Origin of the sequence: Arenibacter palladensis (assembly GCF_900129275.1) — a bacterium.
In the GTDB taxonomy this organism is placed as follows: Bacteria; Bacteroidota; Bacteroidia; order Flavobacteriales; family Flavobacteriaceae; genus Arenibacter; species Arenibacter palladensis.
On the sequence record NZ_FQUX01000007.1, the window covers coordinates 185,337 to 204,957 of the forward strand.

At 39.4% G+C, this 19,621-nt stretch carries 18 protein-coding genes; 12 read left to right on the top strand and 6 right to left on the bottom strand.

All coding sequences use genetic code 11. From position 1 onward, the window contains the following. Positions 1 to 118 precede the first annotated feature (118 nt). From BUA60_RS17470 to BUA60_RS17485, 5 genes are all read right to left on the bottom strand, one after another. Complete coding sequence (locus BUA60_RS17470; protein WP_084532658.1) at positions 119 to 841, bottom strand: head GIN domain-containing protein; 723 nt, start codon at positions 839 to 841, stop codon at positions 119 to 121. Between the two features lie 159 nt (positions 842 to 1,000). Continuing rightward, on the bottom strand, positions 1,001 to 1,126 hold the full coding sequence (locus tag BUA60_RS23405) for a hypothetical protein (protein ID WP_262483043.1): 126 nt from the start codon (positions 1,124 to 1,126) through the stop codon (positions 1,001 to 1,003). Between the two features lie 183 nt (positions 1,127 to 1,309). Further along, the gene (locus BUA60_RS17475; RefSeq protein ID WP_072863927.1) at positions 1,310 to 3,391 is read right to left on the bottom strand and encodes a right-handed parallel beta-helix repeat-containing protein; all 2,082 of its coding nucleotides are present in this window, start codon (positions 3,389 to 3,391) and stop codon (positions 1,310 to 1,312) included. Positions 3,392 to 3,512: 121 nt separating this feature from the next. After that, positions 3,513 to 4,145, bottom strand: coding sequence for a response regulator (locus BUA60_RS17480; RefSeq protein WP_072863929.1), 633 nt, complete (start codon positions 4,143 to 4,145; stop codon positions 3,513 to 3,515). A 71-nt stretch (positions 4,146 to 4,216) separates the two neighbouring features. Beyond that, positions 4,217 to 7,273: a ligand-binding sensor domain-containing protein gene (locus tag BUA60_RS17485; RefSeq protein ID WP_072863931.1), complete on the bottom strand. Its 3,057-nt coding sequence runs from the start codon at positions 7,271 to 7,273 to the stop codon at positions 4,217 to 4,219. A 546-nt stretch (positions 7,274 to 7,819) separates the two neighbouring features. Between BUA60_RS17485 and BUA60_RS17490 the strand changes: the two genes are divergently transcribed. The 12 genes from BUA60_RS17490 (at position 7,820) to BUA60_RS17545 (ending at position 18,688) form a co-directional block, all read left to right on the top strand. After that, on the top strand, positions 7,820 to 9,241 hold the full coding sequence (locus BUA60_RS17490) for a S41 family peptidase (RefSeq protein ID WP_072863933.1): 1,422 nt from the start codon (positions 7,820 to 7,822) through the stop codon (positions 9,239 to 9,241). 61 nt (positions 9,242 to 9,302) lie between these two features. Beyond that, positions 9,303 to 9,860: a GNAT family N-acetyltransferase gene (locus BUA60_RS17495; protein WP_084532659.1), complete on the top strand. Its 558-nt coding sequence runs from the start codon at positions 9,303 to 9,305 to the stop codon at positions 9,858 to 9,860. Positions 9,861 to 9,909: 49 nt separating this feature from the next. Continuing rightward, positions 9,910 to 10,452 (top strand): dihydrofolate reductase family protein, encoded by a 543-nt coding sequence (locus BUA60_RS17500; protein WP_072863935.1) that lies wholly within the window; start codon positions 9,910 to 9,912, stop codon positions 10,450 to 10,452. 106 nt (positions 10,453 to 10,558) lie between these two features. After that, positions 10,559 to 11,437, top strand: a complete 879-nt coding sequence (locus BUA60_RS17505) for a hypothetical protein (protein ID WP_143153222.1) — start codon at positions 10,559 to 10,561, stop codon at positions 11,435 to 11,437. Positions 11,438 to 11,643: 206 nt separating this feature from the next. Next, complete coding sequence (locus BUA60_RS17510) at positions 11,644 to 12,489, top strand: alpha/beta hydrolase (protein WP_072863939.1); 846 nt, start codon at positions 11,644 to 11,646, stop codon at positions 12,487 to 12,489. A gap of 67 nt (positions 12,490 to 12,556) precedes the next feature. After that, positions 12,557 to 12,883 carry a DMT family transporter gene (locus BUA60_RS17515; protein WP_072863942.1) on the top strand — a complete coding sequence of 109 codons (327 nt, stop codon included), beginning with the start codon at positions 12,557 to 12,559 and terminating at the stop codon, positions 12,881 to 12,883. A gap of 66 nt (positions 12,884 to 12,949) precedes the next feature. Continuing rightward, positions 12,950 to 13,288 carry a hypothetical protein gene (locus BUA60_RS17520; RefSeq protein ID WP_072864109.1) on the top strand — a complete coding sequence of 113 codons (339 nt, stop codon included), beginning with the start codon at positions 12,950 to 12,952 and terminating at the stop codon, positions 13,286 to 13,288. Positions 13,289 to 13,438: 150 nt separating this feature from the next. Further along, on the top strand, positions 13,439 to 14,377 hold the full coding sequence (locus BUA60_RS17525; protein ID WP_072863943.1) for an SGNH/GDSL hydrolase family protein: 939 nt from the start codon (positions 13,439 to 13,441) through the stop codon (positions 14,375 to 14,377). 21 nt (positions 14,378 to 14,398) lie between these two features. Beyond that, a complete protein-coding gene (locus tag BUA60_RS17530) occupies positions 14,399 to 14,905 on the top strand; it encodes a YqiA/YcfP family alpha/beta fold hydrolase (RefSeq protein WP_072863945.1) in 507 nt (168 codons plus the stop codon). Positions 14,906 to 15,005: 100 nt separating this feature from the next. After that, positions 15,006 to 16,388 carry an exonuclease domain-containing protein gene (locus BUA60_RS17535; protein WP_084532660.1) on the top strand — a complete coding sequence of 461 codons (1,383 nt, stop codon included), beginning with the start codon at positions 15,006 to 15,008 and terminating at the stop codon, positions 16,386 to 16,388. A 382-nt stretch (positions 16,389 to 16,770) separates the two neighbouring features. Then, positions 16,771 to 17,790, top strand: coding sequence for a zinc-binding dehydrogenase (locus BUA60_RS17540; RefSeq protein WP_072863949.1), 1,020 nt, complete (start codon positions 16,771 to 16,773; stop codon positions 17,788 to 17,790). 19 nt (positions 17,791 to 17,809) lie between these two features. Next, the gene (locus BUA60_RS17545; RefSeq protein ID WP_072863951.1) at positions 17,810 to 18,688 is read left to right on the top strand and encodes an SDR family oxidoreductase; all 879 of its coding nucleotides are present in this window, start codon (positions 17,810 to 17,812) and stop codon (positions 18,686 to 18,688) included. 122 nt (positions 18,689 to 18,810) lie between these two features. Here BUA60_RS17545 and BUA60_RS17550 read toward each other — a convergent pair whose 3' ends face one another. Further along, a complete protein-coding gene (locus tag BUA60_RS17550; protein ID WP_072863953.1) occupies positions 18,811 to 19,413 on the bottom strand; it encodes a c-type cytochrome in 603 nt (200 codons plus the stop codon). Between the last annotated feature and the right edge of the window lie 208 nt (positions 19,414 to 19,621).

The following is a 19,621-nucleotide window of genomic DNA, read 5'->3' on the forward strand; positions in this document are numbered from 1 at the left end:
TAATCTGTCATTTAAAGGAAATACATAAAAGAAGAAGCCTATACACTTAGCTGAAATCAGCAAAATGCATAGGCTTTCTTTTTAGAGAGTTCTATGGGTGTTCTATTGAGCCCACTAATTACCCTTTTTTTACAATTTTGGAACCCGATGAAAGTTTTTGATGTGCAATGGTGGCACTTCCCTTGTACGATAACACACTATTGCCACTAGCATCGATCGAAATGGAATTGTTTACGGTAAGATAAGCATTGCTATTACCGGAAAGGTCAATTTTTAAGGTGTCAACGCTTAGTTCGTAATCCGATAGTTCACAATTGCCGTCAAGTTCTATGTCCATGTTTTTTACAGTCCCAGAGAAATCCAGCATACAATTTCCGCTGGAGACGAGATCTAGCTTCTCAGCGGCCAATTCACCTGAAAAGAAACTATTTCCACTTAGATAGATCTTTAAGTTATCGGTTTCCAAAGGGTCTTCCAGTTCCAATTTGGCATTTCCCTTAACCATAAAATTGTCTATACTTTTGGTGGTAATAAACACATTTAAGGTTTCCTTACCTTTTATCCTCCCAACCTTGTCCAGTTTTACGGTTAACTTATTGCTTTCCTTGTTTACCTTGATATACTCATGGAGGTTATCGTTGGCCTGAACCCTGAATTTTTCTTCAGTGTCCGAGAAGTTAATATAGACCTTAAAATTATCGTTTACCTCAAGGGCAGAGTAGCCAGAGATTTCATGGTCTTTGGTAGTTATATCCTCTGAAGCGGTTATAGTGTCCTTTTCGCAGGACATTAGCAGTATTGTTGAGGCTATTGCTAAACTTATTTTTGATATTTTGTTCATTCTTTTGTTTTTTATTAATGATTATTTTTTCGCTGAGACCAACAGATAAATTAGGAAAATGGTATATATGACATATACACATCTTCTGTAAAATTCAATACCTAGATTTTTCATTTTTCATTTGTTTTAGTGAATTTTAAGATGCCTTGCCTATTCTTTTTATTGGCTTGCCGTAAAGCGTCTCAAGGCCAGCCATTGACTTCTTTTTCCATATTTCATTTGTGAAAAGAAGACATGTTTATTGGATTCTGAAGGTATTCTTCGGTAATTATCAAATGCTTTCATGACTATATTTTTTTTGATTAATAATGGTAACAAAGATCGTTTGGGGATCAACTGCCCACAATCGCATAATTATGTGGAAGTTGATTGCTTCCCCTGTTCCGATTAGATCTTTAATCACATCTTTGGTCAGTTAAATAACTTATGGTTAAAATTATAATAGGATGTTATGCCCATTGTAGTCTTCTAGGGTAGGGAAATGTCTCCAAGACTTAGGTCCTCAAAAAGGTTTACCATGTTAAAATCCGGGTTTATAGAGGTGTTACGGTTTTCAAAAGCAATTCCGTAGCCATGACCATGCGCAATTTTTGAATTTTTAATGGTTAAATTACCCATGTAATCCCCATCCAGTCCAATACTGGTTATTTTCGAAACCCCGGGCATTTCGGTCTTTCCTGCATAAAGTACTTCCGTATATTCCATTATGTTTTTGGCGCTGTCCGATTGAATTCGGATTCCGTTCCAAAATCCCTTGGATGCAGTGGCCCCTGTAAAGACAATCTTATTGTTTGGGGTGCCTTGGGCAATTAAATATCCATATGGAAACACTCCAAACATCTTGTCCTCGGCAAATTTGAAAACCGCTCCGGGAAGTATCTTTAATCCAGATTGGATTCCTAAATTGCCACTTACCAAATAGGTGGCACCAAAATGTAGTGCTGGCCAAGTGGTCTCAACATTGGGCTCGAACAAGGCAGATCCTAAAATTTCAACTCCATTATGTCCGTTGCCTATAAATTCCATTCCTGTGGCATCGTTAAGCTTTTTTACCTGATTGGCGGCCATGGAAATGGCCGAACCTTTGTTTTCATGAAACCTAATTTCGTCTATGCGTACCAGTTCGGCTCCGTTTTCAACGTAAATTCCATTGCCACCACTGCCTACTATTTTGGAACTAAATAACTTTAATTTAGCCTCATTGGCCCCTCCCAAACCGACGGCAGTCTTATTCTGCAATCCGTCCATGATTTCGCTTCCGGCATTATGTATTTCTACGTTGTCCAATTCGTTTTTCATATCGTTGGACATTATGGAAATACCTTTCCAGTACCCTCCGTCAAAGAATTCCCTACTATGGAACTTAATGGGATATTGAGGACTCCCAAGAGCTATTATATAACCCTTTTGTGTAATGTTTATTTCTGAATCCCTGTCCATGTATAATTCAAGGCCTTCCAAAATCCTAAGCCCAGAAACCACCTCTATGGTTCCTTTTACCACATATTTCATGTTTTCTGAGCTATTGTATAGATCGCTCCAAACAGTTTCTTGGGTTGTAGAGATTCGGTCACCTATAACATCGATAATGTTCTCTGCATTATTTTGGAATTCCGATAAACTGGATAAACTCCCCAATTGCGATGCCGGTAACTGAATGCTTTTGTTATTGTTCCTGTACACATTGAAGGATTCCGTATTCCATTTTGCTCCTACTTCAATCGCTACTGCATATGCAGCACTGTTCTGGATAATGGATGAAACTAGGGTAAGTTGTCCTCGTCCATCGTTGTCCAAGCCTAAACTAGTGGCAACTTCCATTCCTTGGGCAATGGCGCCACCTGCATATTCAATGGTTACCCTGTCCAATTTATTTAAAGGACTATTGGAATTTATGATCAAACCCTTCCAATATCCGGGAACCTTATTCTTGCCAGTGAAGGTGATAAAGGAACTGGCGGCGGCTGTGGTAATAATGGCCCCGGGATTGTCTATGTACATGGCCGTATTTTCATCAAAGGCAATAACCACGTTTGGATCTATAGTAAGTAGTGCTGATACGTGAATATCGCCTGTTACCAGATAATCAATTTTACTAGGGTCGTCAAAGACATTGGCCAAGTGGCGACGTGCCGTGATATTTTCAGAAATAATAATGGTTTCCTGTTCAGGTGGGTTTTCATCCTCCTTTACCAAAATGGTCAATTCGTCCGTATCATAGAACTCGGTATTGAAAATCTTTAGTTCCACCGAATAGTTGCCCACCTTATCCGGAGTAAATTTTGGCTTGGCCGTGGTTTCTTCCGTCAATTCGGTTAAACTACCACTGGGTTTGGCCTTGAATCTCCAGAGGTATTGAAAAGGTTTTCCTTCCTTGTCCGTGGATTTGGAACCGTTGAGGATAACAGCTTGACCTGTATAAATATCTCCTTGGTTCTCACAGAAGGCGTCCGCCTCCAAAGTATTGGAGGGAATTTCTGTATTGTCATCATCGGAACATCCAATGAACATTAAGAAGAAGATTGAAAGAATAATAATTTTTGTTTTCATTGCCTGATATTGAGTTTTAGTTTCAAATTTTTCAGGACAAAGGAAGTGCGTTAGGGCAGTTCTTACAATCGCATAAGTATGTGAAATCCGAGGATTTTTAAATGGTTTTGAAGGAAATATGTTATAGCAATTTATCCTTAAAGGCCTTGGCAACGGCTTCGCTCTTGCTGTTTACGTGTAGCTTTTCGTATATTTTTTTGATATGTGATCGAACGGTATCAATAGCAATAAAAAGTTCCGAAGCAATCATTTTATAGCTAAAGCCATCCACAAGAAGTTGTAATACTTCTGTTTCCCTTTCACTTAAGCAATAGTCCTGGTTCTTGGACTGCGGTATAACTTGGAACATTTTTAACACTTGGGTAGCAATCGAAGATGTCATGGGGGCTCCACCCAAGGTGGCGTCTTGTATATATTCCAATAATTTGGCCGGTGGGGTTTTCTTTAGCAAATATCCATTGGCCCCGTTCCTTAGCGCTTCGAAAACATTTTTATTGTCGTCAAAGACGGTAAGCATCAATACTTTGACTTCGGTGTTTACTTCCCTTATTTTCTTTAATCCTTCCAGGCCGTCCGTTCCAGGCATGTTGATATCCATCAGAATGACATCTGGCGACCATTTTTCCACTTCCTCCGCAACATTGTTGCAATTCTTGTACGATGCCAAAACGGAAAATCCATCGCTGCCATTGATCAACATGGTAAGCCCTTCGCGAAATTGGGGATTGTCCTCATATATAACTACCCTAATCATAATTGTCTCTTTTTGTAAAGTTAGATAGGAAATCCATAGGGAAAAATCACATAAATATGTTAAAATGTCCTTTAACGTACAGGGACGTTCAAGCAAATTTCGGTGCCCAGATCTGGATTACTGTCAATTTTTAATTTTCCTTTCATTTTGGAAGCCCTTTTAACCATATTGTCCAGTCCATTGCCACTGTCTACCTTTTCAATATCAAACCCGATCCCGTTGTCCATAATCTGCATTTGGAGCCATTTATCCTTATAGGTTAGTTGCACTTCTGCGCGCTTGGCATGGGAATATTTGGCAATGTTGTTGATCGCTTCCTTGAAAATAAGGAAGAGGTCCCTACGGGCTTCCATATCCGGTTTTAAGTCGTTTATTTTATCCTCTACCTGAAAATCGAACTCTATGTTCTTGGCTTCCAGGATACCGGTAGCGTATTCCCTCATTCTGGCAATAACCCTGTGCATGTTATCGTTGTCCGGTTTAATGCTCCAAACAATATCATCCATTGCCTCCATCATTCTTTGGCTGTAGTCGGTAATCTTGGTAAGGTAGTTACTGCTGGTTACGGTATCACTATTCATTTTACTCTTGGCCATGGAACTAAGAATGTTTATAGTGCTCAGGGTAGAGCCCATATCATCATGCAGGTCCCTGGCCACTTTGATCCTCAAATTTTCAACGGCCAGGATACGGTTTACCTTAAGTCTGTAGATAAAATAGGCCATACCTATCCCGGTAAAGAGAATCAAGGCAATAAACCACCATGTACGATAGAAGGGAGGGCGTATCCTAAAGTCGATACTGGTAATTTCGTCCGGTTCCAGTCCCTGTAGGTTCATGCATTTTACCTGAAAAGTATATTTTCCGGAGGGCATGGTGGTGTAGGTGGCGGCCATATCCCTTTCGGCCTTGACCCAATCTTTGTTCACGCCGGGAATGCGATAGTAGTATTGTAATTTTCTTTGTTGGGAAAAGCTAAGGGCGGAAAAATAAAAAGTAAAGGAGTTTTGATAATGGTTGAATACAATTTCCTTTTGTGCCATGATCGAATCGAGCGGCATATAAGTATTGAAGAGCTTAAAATCTGTAATGTTTACCTTGGGAGGTTTTTGTTTAAAATTTAGTTTTTCGGGCGAAAAGCCAAAAACTACATCCTCACCGCCAAACCATATTTCCCCGTTCTGCATCATCCATTTGGCGCTGTAGGTCTTTTCCGCATAGATAACACCATGTAGGTTGTTGTAGGAGCTTATTATATTCTTGTCATAATTATAACTGCTGAGGCCATTGCTGGTTATCATCCATGCTATTCCTTCCCTATCCATCATTAATTGCAAAACTCTAGACCCATAAAGCCCTTCATAGGAAGTAATTTTTTTTACTTCAGAGGTGTTGATGTTTAGAATGTTCAAAGCTTCGGCACCCACAAAAAAAATACTGTCGTTATATTGCTGAATATCAGAAATGGTATTATCCATTATTCCATAGCTATCATTAAACTCGGTATTAAAATGAAAAAGGATTTCGTTGGTATCCACATCCAATACGTATACCCCTTGCTTATGGGTCCCTACCCATAAACGCCCCTGCAGATCTATATAGAGCCTGTAAATAATGGTGTTGAAATGGTGAATTTCTTCAAAATAGTTATCGTCAATAGGGTTGTTCTTTTTCCATTTAATCAAACGTCCACTTTGCGTACCAAACCAAAGATTTCCATTTTCATCTTCCTTCACCTGACGTACGGTAGATTTTTTAAAGACTGGAGGGTGAAGCCAATGTAATGCCTTTTTCGTATTGGCATCAAAAACGGCCAGTCTGCCCCCCTGACAGGAAGACCATACATTTCCCGATTCACTGTGTTGTTGAAGGTCCCAAATGGAAGTATACAATTTGAAGGAATCGGCCCTCAAACCGGCATAAGGGTTTCCTTCCAATTTTTTGAATTTCTGGTCATAAAATAGAATGCCCTTGCCCCATGTACCAATCCAATTTTCCTTGGTCTTGGTTTCCAGTATGGCATTTACAGGAGAGTCCAGGCCTAGGCCATCTATTACCACAAGGCTATATACGTCCTTTTGGTTGGGATTCATTACAAAAAGTCCATTTTCCGTACTCAACCAAATATTGCCTTCCCTGTCTTCAAAGAGATGTCTGGCTTGATTACATTTTATATCGAATTCCAAAGGGTCGGCTTTGAAATGTTGATAAAAACCTTGAAGATCATTGTCATAGCTCAACAGGGAATTTTCTCCCCCGATCCAGATCTGCCCACTACTGGTTTCCAAAATTTGTCTTAGAACCGTATATTTTTTTGTGGATGAAAGGCTTCTTAGGGTATCTGTCAGAAATTGATTTGATTTGGGGTCATAATGCAGTAGAACCGGATGTTCTTTATGTGGATTATAATCCCAATAGGTTAACCACCAAGTGCCGTTTTTGTCCTTGATAAAATCTCCGGAATTGTTAATGTCCTTGTTGTTCAGCAAGGGAATGTTATCGGGATTGTTGAGCCGGTGAAAGACCTCGCCTTTGGTACTCATATATACTGCCAGCCCCTGTTCACTGCAGATCCAATATTCTCCCGACAGTTTATCTTCATAAAGGGAACTTACGCCCCAACCCCTAGGTATTTTGATAGGTAGATTGGACTCTACAAAAGCATTGGATTTGGCATCGTACCATAATAGACCATATTTGGAAGCGCAGAGAAATACCTGCTTTTTACTATCTATGAACAATTTGAATTCGGACCTTGGGGGTATACTTCCATAACTCCTGATAGGTACAGTTGTATAATGAAAATCCACGGTGTTGAATTTCCCTATTTGGCCTCCCTGCAATAACCAAAGATTGCCATTGCCGGCATCCAAAATTTGGTCAACCCCTATGCTTGGCGGAAGCTGGTAATTTTCGGGACCGACGTAGGAAATGAATTTTCTCCCATCAAAACGTTGTATGCCCACCTCGGTGCCTATCCAAAGAAATCCAGTGGAGTCCTGCCAAACACATTTCACCTTATTGGTATTTAAACCATCCGCGGTAGAAAATCTATTGAAGACGTACGAATTCTGTCCAAATAGATAGGCTTGGAAACATAGCAAACAACAAAGAATCCTTATGCGCATGCAGCCAGGTGGTTTAGATTAAAATTACGCAAAGATTGGACATCCCATGCACTAAAAATTCGAAATTTTAAGTAGCAAAGTAAGTCCTTTCCTAGGGCGTGGATTCCATATGCCCCTTATAATATAACTGTAATCCAAAGCTCTATTAAAAGGTCGATTAGAATTTGAAATAATGTTATCATGATTGATCTTGTTTATTTGATTTTTGTTGATTGATGAATAAACCCTATTTGTTTTTGATTCAGGACCCATTTAGTTCCTAACACCTAAAACTTTGATATTAAATAACAGGACAAATTTAGATATGGACTTTCATCCCTGAAATAGCATAAACATGTGAAAAATTGTGCTTTTATAAAGGTTGGTGGATTTTAAGGATGCAACATGGGCCTTGTGAAAAATATCACATTCTTATGTGATTGTAAGGTTCTTCTAATCACTTGATCTTTGTATTTAAACAATGTCCTTATCGACTTACAAAGTTGAATACAAAAGTTTCCCAGAAGCCATTTGTTAGCTAAGGACCCACTAATTCTTATAAAGACTATGGGATTAAAAACGATGTTACATTTGGGGTTCTATATCATCCAATTTTTAGGTGTCTTTGTTGTCAGTGCCCAAAATACTCTGAACCCTTCAGAATTAAAGGAAGATTTTCAACTCTTCAGAACGGCATTGGAGGAGGCACATCCTGGAATTTACCGATATGCAGCCAAGTCATCTATGGATGGAAGTTTTGAGTCAGTTGGTACGGAACTCGATCAACCACTAACTCAACAGGAGTTTTATAAAATATTGAACCCTGTATTGACTAAAATTGGATGTGGGCATACCAAATTAATGCCCTCTGAGGATAAGGGTTTTATGTATTATTACAATTTGGAGACCCTATTTCCATTAAAACTTTTTCTGGACAAGAACAGGGCCTACGTGCGCTATAGCTATGATACCAGGGTTAAATTGGAACCTGGAACCGAAATTACGGCTATCAATGGTATGGGAATGGATAGGATTATTAACGGTTTATTGAAAAATCTGTTTTCTGACGGACATAACCAAACTTTCAAGTACTACGAACTTAATAGGTATTTTAATGCCTTGTTCTCCAATTTTTATTTGGAGGAAGGTAAGGCCCACAACCAATTTAATATCACTTATAAGCACCGTGGGAGGAAGGGCAGTATGAATTTACCTTCGGTTTCCTACCAAATAGTAATGGAACATGATACTGAAGAACAAAACGGTATACCCTATCAACTGGAATTTAAGAATTCGAAGACGGCCCTATTGACCATACGAACCTTCTGGCCAGACGAGGAAAAATATAATTTTGAGGCCTTTCTTAAAGAATCCTTTGCGCAAATTAACTCCAATAAAATTGAAAATTTAATTTTGGATTTGAGGGGAAACGAAGGAGGTAAGGATGCCTTTGGGTCACTACTATTGTCCTATTTGGTAAATGCCGAATTTAGGTATTATGACAAACTGGTAGTGGCGACCAATGAAAGATTTTCATTTGTGGAGCATGCCCAATTACCTGAGGGTTATGAGCAATTAAGGACATTGATAACCCAAACCGAGGATGGGGAATTTCGTTGGGAGCACAACGGAAACCTGGGTGTACAAACACCACAAGAAAATCCTTTTAAGGGGCGGGTTTACGTATTGATAGACGGTGCTTGTTTCTCTGTTTCTTCTGAGTTTTGTGCCGTGGCAAACCATCTGGATAGGGTTAGCTTTGTAGGGGAGGAAACTGGAGGTGGATATTATGGGAATAATAGTGGTGCCTTTACTATAGTTACCCTCCCCAACTCAAAGATAAAACTGGGGATTCCTTTGATGGCCTATTATACAGCGGTCAAAGATTATGAATTTACAGATAGAGGTGTTGTGCCCCATTACCAGGTGCAACCAACCATTATGGGAGTTTTATCCGGTAGGGATGAAATTATGGAACGAACCATGTAAATTATCAATAAAGGATAAATATGGTTCCTGCCCACCTAAATAGATTGAAATTTATAGAAGTATGGTAGCTGAAAAGGTTGTAGAAACAGGGAATTTAAGGTTGGTCCCTTGTGATGCCCAATTGCTTAAAATGGCAATTAAGGGAAATAAACAACTTTCTGAGTTTCTTGGAGTGTCTTTAGCCGACCATTGGACCCAATTTGGAGTTGGTGCTTTACAGTATGCACTGGACCAAATTTTAGCCAGACCATGGGAATTGGGCTGGTGGACCTATTTTCCAATACATAAATTAGATAATATGCTGATTGGCAGTGGTGGATACAAGGGAAGTCCAACTGAAGAAGGCACCGTTGAATTGGGTTATGAAATTGCTCCAGGGTATTGTAACAGGGGGCTCGCTACTGAAATGACAAGAGGATTAATTATGAAGGCTTTTACGGATAATAGGGTTAAATCCATTTTGGCACATACCTTGGGACAAGCAAATGCCTCCACAACAGTTTTAACAAAATGTGGATTCACTAAAATAGAAGAAATTGAAAGCACTGAAGATGGCCTCATTTGGAAATGGGAATTAATTAGGCCTGAATTGGTTGGTGGGGTTATTACTTTTTGCTAGGAGCCAATTTCTAAATGAAAAATATCTCCTTTAGTTTTAAATTTACCCTATGGAAAAAAGAAATTTGGTCTTTATAGCAACAAGCTTGGATGGATATATCGCGGATAGGAATGGAGGATTGGATTGGCTAACCTCCACTCCCAATCCCGAGCAATCGGATATGGGTTATAATGAATTTATGACCCAGGTAGATGCTCTGGTGATGGGCCGTAAAACTTTTGAAACAGTCTGTGGTTTTGAAGGGGATTGGCCATATGCCAAACCGGTCTTTATAGTAAGCAGGACCTTGGGTACAGTAGCTGAGGAATATAGGGATAAAGCTGAATTGGTTAAAGGAAGCTTAACGGAAATCTTGAAGCAAATACATGATAAGGGGTACCATAAGCTTTATATAGATGGAGGTGTAACCATTCAGAATTTTTTAAAGGAAGATCTCATTGATGAAATAACAATTACAACCATCCCCATAGTTTTGGGAGGAGGAAGTCCCCTGTTCTCAGTACTTCCAAAAGACCTTGAATTTACTTTGGTAACCTCAAAAGTCTTTTTAAATCAGTTGGTGCAGAATCGCTACACCCGAAAACGGAAGTGATGTAAAGGCTCGTGGTTTAGGTGGAGGTAGGGAACAAAAAATCTTCAGTTTAGAAGAAATAGAATTTTATTATAAGGTGATTTGGGATAATTAAAGGTTTTATGCGATGAAGTGTTTCGTTTTAACGCTATTCATTGGATTGTCGGCAATGTTATATGGACAAACCTCTGGTGACTGTAAAGATCTGTTACTGGACTATTCAAATTTTGTTGAGACCGATAGTACTATATGGCAACTAGACCTAAAGGATGCTTCTGGCACAGCAACCTTATTGTTTTACGGGGCCTTTCATTCCAAAGACGAGTCCCATCCTCAATTTGAGGAAATAGAGTATAAATGGAACGCAGATAAATTTGATATTGCACTTTTTGAAGGGCCTAATAGAGGGATTCTTTCTACCAAGGAAGAGACAATTGCCAAATTAGGGGAATCTGGCTATGTTCGTTTTTTGGCCAATGAAAAAAACATTCCGGTGGCCACTCTAGAGCCAAGTCCGATGTCGGAAATAGAATACCTGTCCACTTTATTCCCTATTGACCAGATAAAACTATTTTTTTTATTGCGTGAAGCACAGCGGGTTAGGGAAACTTTGGGAATGGACAAGGACCAGATTATAGATCATATGCAGAAATTACTGGTCAAGGCAAATGCCATATCCCCATTGGAAGGTACCATTACCACATTGGCTGATTTGGAGGAGGCTTATACCCATTATTGGGGGAATGATCGGGAATGGTGGCAAGCCCCCAAAGAATGGTTTACCCCATCTGGAAATTCTTCGGAAACAGGCGGAATTTTTACAAATGAAATTAATAAGCATTCAAGTAGTTTCCGTAACCTACACATGGTTGAACTAATTGCTGGATTTTTAAAGGAAGACAAGAAAATATTCGCAGTAGTGGGAAGAAATCACTTACCCATGCAAGCCGCTGCCTTGGTCTGTGAATGGGAAAAATTGATTGGCATATCCCATGGAGGAAATTAAATTCCAGGTTAATAAATTGAACCATATTAGGAAACAGGTTTAGTAGTGTTTTGGACTACCTTATGGATAAAACCTGCAATCATACAGAAGTTTCCTATCCTCACTATTTTTTGGTTGTATGGTTTACAATGCATTTCCTATCTTAGGACCTTAATTTCAATTATTGAATGTGGCTGTTCTTAAAAAGCCATTCTAAAAAACTGTAAATGCGTTTAAAATTATTTATTGCCCTAATGATTGGTACTTTATTTAGTACCCAAATTTGTAATTCCCAAGAGGAAATTCTTTATAAGAAAGTGGATACTACCCAATTGTTTTTGGAAGTACATTATCCGCCCAACATGGAATCTTCCAAAACTTACCCTGCCATGGTGTTCTTTTTTGGCGGCGGTTGGGTAGGTGGCAAAAGGTCCCAATTTCTACATCAGGCACAATATTTTGCCAAAAGAGGGATAGTCTGTTTTTTGGCCGATTACCGTACTTCAAAAATAAATGGAACAACTCCTTTCGAATCTGTAAAAGATGCTAAGTCGGCCATCAGGTTTATAAGAAAAAATGCGGGCAAGTTTAACATAGACCCTAATAAACTAATTGCTTCCGGAGGCTCTGCAGGCGGGCACCTAGCGGCTGCAACGGCTTTAATAGAAGGATACAATGATCCAGCCGATGATACATCCATTGATTGTATCCCTAATGCCCTGGTACTTTTTAACCCTGTGGTAGATAATGGTCCCGGAGGTTATGGTTATGAAAGAATAGGGGAGGAATATAAAAGTTTTTCACCCCTTCACAATATTCAAAAAGGAGCTCCCCCTACCATCGTTTTCCAGGGAACCACAGATCATTTGATTCCTGTGGTTACTGCCGAGTATTATAAAATGGTAATGGAAAAAGTGGAAAGTAGGTGCGACCTTAAATTGTATGAAGGAGAGGGGCATGGATTTTTTAACTATACCAATCTTAAAGCCTACAAAAGTACTGTTGCCGAGGCCGATCAATTTTTGGTTTCCCTGGGATATTTAAAGAAGGAACCAATAATAAACATTGATTAATAAAATTTTGTTGATGGGAAGGTTGTTGGAAAACATTACTATAAACCACAGGGACTAACGGATATTTATGAATTGGATTTTTCTAATCATTGCGGGCCTGTTTGAAGTGGCTTTTGCGGCCTGTCTTGGCAAGGCAAAAGGGGCTACTGGTGTGGAGGCGACCTATTGGTACATAGGTTTTTTGCTGTGTTTGGCCGTAAGTATGCTACTTTTGGTTAGGGCAACAAGGGAATTGCCTATTGGTACGGCTTATGCCGTATGGACTGGAATTGGAGCGGTGGGGACCGTATTGGTGGGTATTCTGGTGTTTAAAGAGCCTGCTACCTTTTGGAGAATGTTCTTTATAACCACCTTAATATGTTCCATTATTGGACTGAAGTTTGTGTCCAATTAGGTTTGGATGTATTCCCTACTACAAAGTGGGTTGTTGATTGGTCTTAATACATTATACGTTACTAAAATGAATCCAGCAAATAAGCTTCTTGCAATTAAATGGGTACACACCCTGATCTGGATATTTTTTGTAGCCGTGATTATCTATATTTTGTATTCCGGAATTTTCAATGAAATTAATATCTATACTTGGATAGGCATAGGGTTAATTATCCTGGAGGGCATTGTTCTTTTGGTTTTCAAAATGTTTTGTCCCCTTACCATTATGGCACGGAAATATTCAGATTCCGAAAAGGATAATTTTGATATTTTTCTTCCCAATTGGTTGGCTAAATACAATAAACTGATTTTTACCACTCTGTATGTTATTGGGTTGATTCTAGTATTGATACGAACCTTATTTTGAGACCGTTTACTTTAAGGTGTGAGTAGTTATATAGGTTATCTTGGATAGAGGCCATTACAGAAAGAAACAAAAGGCCCTTTCTTAATGATATAGTATTAAGTTGGAATTGATAATAAAAAGGGAGTTTCTAATTATTCAAATTGAACACAAATGATAAATACTAAATTTTCAACAATATTTTTCTCCTTGTTGATGATGTTACAATTCCATGTCAAGGCCCAAAATTCCTATGAAATACCACAGGATGTTAAGCGCATACTTTTTCTTGGGAACAGTATTACCTATTCCGGACAATATGTATCGTACATAGATGTCTATCTTACCTTGCAATATCCGGATCGGGATATTGAAATTATTAATGTGGGCTTACCTAGCGAAACGGTATCCGGCCTTTCGGAACATGGACATGCAGACGGTAAATTTCCACGTCCCGATCTTCATGAGCGTTTAAAGCGTATCCTAGAGCAAACAAAACCGGATCTGATATTTTCCTGTTATGGAATGAATGACGGGATTTATTTGCCCTTTGATGAAGAACGTTTCCAAAGGTACAAGGATGGTATAAATTGGCTGAATCAAGAAGTCCTGAAAAACGGGACCCCAATAGTACATATAACCCCTCCCATATACGATGGACGTAAAGGGGAAGCCTACTCCAATGTCCTGGATATTTATGCAGATTGGATCATAAGTAAAAGATACACGGATGGTTGGAAAGTAATTGATATTCACTGGCCCATGAAGAAATACCTGGAAGATCAGCGCCTTTCCAATGACGATTTTTATTTAGCTAAGGACGGTGTGCACCCTAATGATACAGGACATTGGATAATGGCCAAACAGCTGCTACTGTACCTTGGGGAAGACGAAGTATCCAAAGCCAATGGTATTGAGGAAGTGGTTTCCCAATTTCACCATGGCGTAGCAATATGGAAGCTGGTAGAGGAACGGCAAAAAATAATGAAGGATGCATGGCTTACTTCCATCGGTCACCAAAGGCCTGGAATGAATGTGGGGCTTGCTTTTGGAGAAGCTTTGGACAAGACGGAAATGCTGCGGAAGCAGATACGTAATTTACAGAAGAACTAATTAAGCTAATTTGTCATTTTAATGAACATACTATACATACATGGACTTAACGGTAGTCTCAGCGAAGAAAAACGAACAATTCTTGAGAAGTACGGTACCGTGTATTCCCCATCTATCGACTATGAATCGGACAGTAATAGTATCGAAAATGTTAGTAGGCAATTTGTAAATGGGGATATAGATATTGTAATGGGCAGCAGTATGGGTGGTTTTGTAGGTTATTATTTGTCCATCGCATTTAAAAAACCATCCCTATTGTTCAATCCGGCCTTGGTTTCCCGTTCCGTATTTCAACGTGTGCCTGATTATAGCAATCCAAATCGGTCCTTTATGCAATTGGTACTAGGGGCAAAGGATGAGGTGGTTGACCCAAAGGACACTTTAAAATTTATAGGGGAAAGAATTGCCGAAAATACGGATTACCATATCTTCCTTAGACAGGACTTGGCACATAGGATTCCACTGGATATATTCGAATATGAGGTTAGCTCCTTTTTTAATCAACTATCCACTTGGCGACCAAACTAAGGCCAAGATCTAATTTATATATTCGAAACGTTAAATACATGAAAAGCCATACTGTTGGCTTATTGTTTTTTAATTTTATACTCTAAAATTCATATCGTTAGTGTACGCCATAGTTGAAACAGAAAATACAGGATTACGGGGAGAGGATAATAAGATTACCGAAATCTGTATCTTGATTCACGATGGCCAAAAGGTGGTAAGGGAATTTTCTTCCTTGGTAAATCCCGAAGTATCTATAAAATACAAAGTTACCCGTCGCAATGGGATAAAAGATGATATGTTGCTTGGTGCACCAAAGTTTTATGAGATAGCCAAGGAGGTGGTAGCGTTGACCACGGACTGTATTTTTATTTCACATCATGTTAATTTTAACTTCAACGGTGTAAAAAATGAACTGGCATCACTAGGGGGAGTATACAAACGTAAGAAGATTTCTACCTTAAGATTGTCGCGCAAACTAATACCTGGCCAACAAAGTTATAGTCTTGGAGCCGTCTGCAACCAATTGGGTATTAATGTAGGTCAGGTACAAGGCGCTAAGGAAAAGGCAGAGGCTACGGTAGGTTTACTCGAAAAACTATGGGTCATGGACACGGATGGGGTTTTTAATTTTATGTTGGGGCCAAAATCCGGCCAGGCAGGTTTACCTCCATTATGGCCTAAATCGGTGGTGACCTCCCTGCCCAATGTTACTGGAGTGTATTATTTTAAAAATTCCCAGGGAAAGATCATTTATGTGGGCAAGGCCAAGGATATTAAACAACGGGTTTTGAGCCATGTCTATAGTAAGGCGCATAAAGAAATGCGGCTGTGTTTTGAAACTGCATATATAGATTATACGCATACAGGAAGCGAATTGGTGGCGCTATTGTTGGAGTCCGATGAAATAAAAAAACACCTTCCAAAATTCAATCGTGCACAAAAACGAACTGGATATCGCTATGGCATAGGTACAAGGGTGGATAAAAACGGAATAGCACATCTGTTTTATGATCGATTGGGCAAACTAAAAGCGCCATTGGCCTGTTTTTATAACCAAGGGGAGTGCAGGACTTTTTTGGAGGAATTGTGCGAGACCTATGGACTTTGTCCCCGCTATTGCAGTTTACAGCATATTTCAGGGGCCTGTTTTCATTTTCATATTAAGAAATGTCATGGTATTTGTCGGGAATTGGAAACAGTGGAATCCTATAATGAACGTGTGGAGAAGGCATTAATGCCTATTGCCGATGATAAAAATACCTACCTAATAAAAGCAGAGGGAAGAAACACAAATGAAAAATCGGTTATTGTTGTAGAAAATGGTGTTTATAAGGGATTTGGATTCATTTCAAAGAGAAAAAGGATAAAGACCTTTAAGGAATATGACAAGTATATTAAGCCTATGTCCGATAATAATGACGTTCAAAAAATTCTTAAGCGATATTTACGGACAGGGAATGGGGAGCCAATTTTGATAGATTTCCCAGAAGTACCAATCTAGAGTTAAAACCAGATTTTAAGGCCTAGGCCATTACGTTGGAAGCTTCAAGATTCATTGCTCGCGGACTAAATAACCAGCCTTGGTTTTCAGGTGTGATGGACTATAAGGTGTCATTTTGATTCTTTCTTTGGTATAAGGATAAAAAAGAATCATTATTAGTGAAGACCATAGTTCAAGGCTACAGTTTATGGGAATTTGATAATTGACCCAAACAGACCTTTTTTTGCAAGTTTTAAGTTTAATACTCTTCATGCTTTGATGTGTACTTTAAAGAGGGCAGGGCTTACCAAAGGGCACCATTAATTTCCCAATCTATTGTTGATAAGGTCCCTTTCCATTTTTAATTTGACTACCTTACTACTTATATCCTATAATTTAAGCAATGAAGGCCGTTTATTTGGTGAAATATGGTAAGTCTGATACTGCATTTGAAATTAGGGAAGTAGAAATCCCCGTAGTATCCAATGATCAAGTATTGATAAAGGTTGAAGCATTCGGAATTAATTTTGCGGATGTCATGGCGAGGTTGGGACTTTATAAAGGGGCTCCGCCATTACCTGCATTACTTGGATATGAGGTTGTTGGCCATGTAGAAAAATGTGGGAGCAATGTTCAGGATATAAAAGTGGGGGACAGGGTCAGCGCTATTACCCGCTTTGGAGGGTATGCCGAATATGCAGTGGCCCAAAAAGAAGTAGCCAACATTATCCCGGAATCTATGTCCGTGGGAACAGCTGTTGCCTTGGCGACCCAATACACCACAGCTTATTTTTTATCCCATACTATGGCCAATATTCAAGAGGGGGATAAGGTACTTGTACATGCCGCTGCCGGAGGGGTTGGCACCGCCTTGGTACAAATGGCACTGCACAAAAAATGTCTTGTTTTTGGAACCTGCAGTTCTCTGGATAAAATGGACTACCTAAGAAAAAATGGAGTACATCATCCCATTAACTATTTGGAAAAGGATTTTGCATCTGAAATTAAAACTATCCTGGGAACAGGAGGATTGGATGTGATTTTTGATCCTGTTGGTGGACTTTCAGTTAGTAAAGGGTATAAATTACTAACGGCAGGAGGTAGATTGGTAAGCTATGGAGTTTCTTCCATGAACAAAACAAAATCGATTTTCGGAAAAATAAGGGTTTTGGCCCAATTTGGAATTTATCACCCACTTCAATTTTTGAGCAATTCCAGGGGAATGATCGGGGTAAATATGCTCAAACTGGGGGAGGAAAATCCGGAGAAGGTGGCCAACGCCATGAAGGCCGTTATCAATCTTGCCCAAAAAGGCATTATAAAGCCCTTTGTTGGTGGAGAGTATAAAGTTGATCAAATGGCCGAGGCTCATGAGTATTTGGAATCACGAAAATCCATGGGTAAAATAGTGGTGAAATGGTAAAGCGGAAGGACATGATGACATGAAGAACCATTCATTAAAGGATAAGGTGGCTTTGGTAAGCGGATCTAGTATGGGTATAGGAAAGGCCATAGCCATTGAGCTGGCTCAAAGGGGGGCGAAAGTGGTTTTGAACGGCAGGGAAAAGGATAAACTGGAAAATAGTCGCGAGGAATTGTCCTCAATGGGCTACGATGTAAAAGCCTTTATAGCAGATGTACGTCTTCCGGATCAATGCGCCTACCTTATTGATGAAACCATTCGTAGTTATGGGCAGTTGGATATCTTGGTCAATAATGCGGGTATAAGTAGTAGGGGGTCCTTAGAGGAAATGGCCACTTCCAATTTTATTATGCTTATGGAGACCAATTTTAATGGTTCCGCCTATCTCAGTAAATATGCCCTTGACCATTTAAAAAAGACTCACGGACATGTAGTCTTTATTAATAGTGCCGGTGGTTTCAGGGGAATGCCCTATAATTCGGCCTATACAGCATCCAAATTGGCACAGGCGGCCCTAGTGGATGCTTTACGGATAGAGTGGTATGATTACGGTATTCATGTAGGTATTGCGCATGTAGGCTTTACGGTAAACGATCCCGAGAAAAAAATACTGGACATAGATGGTTCATGGATCTATCTGCCCCAAAGAACCAATGTAAACCTGGCATCCCCCCAATCCGTGGCCAAAAGCGTTTGTGATATGATCGCAAAAAGAAAAAAGAGAATAACCTTAACACGTTTGGGGATGCTGGCCAATTTAATAATTCGCTATTTTCCCATATTAACGGAATGGATTGTTTGGACAAATAGAGAAAAAATCAAGGAGGAATTTACCTTGATAGGGGGGCAAAAAGTGTATGAAAACCCATCATCCTCCACCTTTTCCAAGGAAGATTAGACTTATATCATCCTCAATAACCTCACTGTCAAATAAATCCTAACTAAAATGAAAAGATCATCCGTTCCCAGAGTTGCTGGGAATGGATGTGATAATTAAACCTAAAGTCGTTTAATCAAATCCTATTTGGCTTCCAATGGTTGGGGTGTAGCAAGTATGGCCGCTGGCACTACATTATCAATTGGTTTTATAGTTTTTAAATATGCAAAAATAGCCTTAAGGTCATCATCAGGTAAATTCCTATATTCGGTCCATGGCATGGGTGGTAACAGTGGTCTTGTGTTGTCCATTCCTTTGAATTTCCCTTCTTTTATGGCCTTTAAGAATTGTGCTTCCGACCAGTTGCCGATTCCGGTTTCATCAGGAGTAAGATTGGCGGCAAAAGAGGTTCCCCAAGGTCCTACCGTGGCAGTAAGTCCCATTGTGAACAGCACATATGATTTTGAAGTTTCCTTGTCGTAAGGTGGCAGGTTCTCTTGGGAAGGGTGTCCGGAGAGCCTTCTTTCCGCATCAACCTCCGGACCTCTTTCGGTCATGATTTTAGGGGAATGGCAATCGTTGCAACCAATGGATGCAACTAATTGTTTACCTCTTGTAACCCTGTCTACTACAGTATTAGGTTCTGCTTTTGCCACTATGGCTTTGGCAATTTCTTTTTGCTTGGGGGAATTGCAGGCAATAAGGATAATTCCCAACATGCTAAATACCAGATAACACTTTTTCATAATTTTTTGATTTAATCAATATTGAACAGATTATTTGTAGAATTTTTCTAGATACTTCCAAATAGACATACTTCTCAAGGTTAAGGAGATATGTTAGAACCAACATCCCATTTGTTGCAAGGTGTTGTTGGTTAGGCCAATAAAAAATGAATAAAAAAATGTACAATATAACAGCCTGAAGTGTGCCGTAAAATAAAATCAATATCTA

Coding starts and splice junctions, on each gene's coding strand:
- BUA60_RS17490 (WP_072863933.1), top strand. CDS start 7,820: ATGGGATTAAAAACGATGTTACATTTGGGGTTCTATATCATCCAATTT.
- BUA60_RS17530 (WP_072863945.1), top strand. CDS start 14,399: ATGAACATACTATACATACATGGACTTAACGGTAGTCTCAGCGAAGAA.
- BUA60_RS17520 (WP_072864109.1), top strand. CDS start 12,950: ATGAATCCAGCAAATAAGCTTCTTGCAATTAAATGGGTACACACCCTG.
- BUA60_RS23405 (WP_262483043.1), bottom strand. CDS start 1,126: ATGAAAGCATTTGATAATTACCGAAGAATACCTTCAGAATCCAATAAA.
- BUA60_RS17480 (WP_072863929.1), bottom strand. CDS start 4,145: ATGATTAGGGTAGTTATATATGAGGACAATCCCCAATTTCGCGAAGGG.
- BUA60_RS17495 (WP_084532659.1), top strand. CDS start 9,303: ATGGTAGCTGAAAAGGTTGTAGAAACAGGGAATTTAAGGTTGGTCCCT.
- BUA60_RS17505 (WP_143153222.1), top strand. CDS start 10,559: ATGAAGTGTTTCGTTTTAACGCTATTCATTGGATTGTCGGCAATGTTA.
- BUA60_RS17470 (WP_084532658.1), bottom strand. CDS start 841: ATGAACAAAATATCAAAAATAAGTTTAGCAATAGCCTCAACAATACTG.
- BUA60_RS17475 (WP_072863927.1), bottom strand. CDS start 3,391: ATGAAAACAAAAATTATTATTCTTTCAATCTTCTTCTTAATGTTCATT.
- BUA60_RS17510 (WP_072863939.1), top strand. CDS start 11,644: ATGCGTTTAAAATTATTTATTGCCCTAATGATTGGTACTTTATTTAGT.
- BUA60_RS17545 (WP_072863951.1), top strand. CDS start 17,810: ATGAAGAACCATTCATTAAAGGATAAGGTGGCTTTGGTAAGCGGATCT.
- BUA60_RS17540 (WP_072863949.1), top strand. CDS start 16,771: ATGAAGGCCGTTTATTTGGTGAAATATGGTAAGTCTGATACTGCATTT.
- BUA60_RS17500 (WP_072863935.1), top strand. CDS start 9,910: ATGGAAAAAAGAAATTTGGTCTTTATAGCAACAAGCTTGGATGGATAT.
- BUA60_RS17525 (WP_072863943.1), top strand. CDS start 13,439: ATGATAAATACTAAATTTTCAACAATATTTTTCTCCTTGTTGATGATG.
- BUA60_RS17550 (WP_072863953.1), bottom strand. CDS start 19,413: ATGAAAAAGTGTTATCTGGTATTTAGCATGTTGGGAATTATCCTTATT.
- BUA60_RS17515 (WP_072863942.1), top strand. CDS start 12,557: ATGAATTGGATTTTTCTAATCATTGCGGGCCTGTTTGAAGTGGCTTTT.
- BUA60_RS17485 (WP_072863931.1), bottom strand. CDS start 7,273: ATGCGCATAAGGATTCTTTGTTGTTTGCTATGTTTCCAAGCCTATCTA.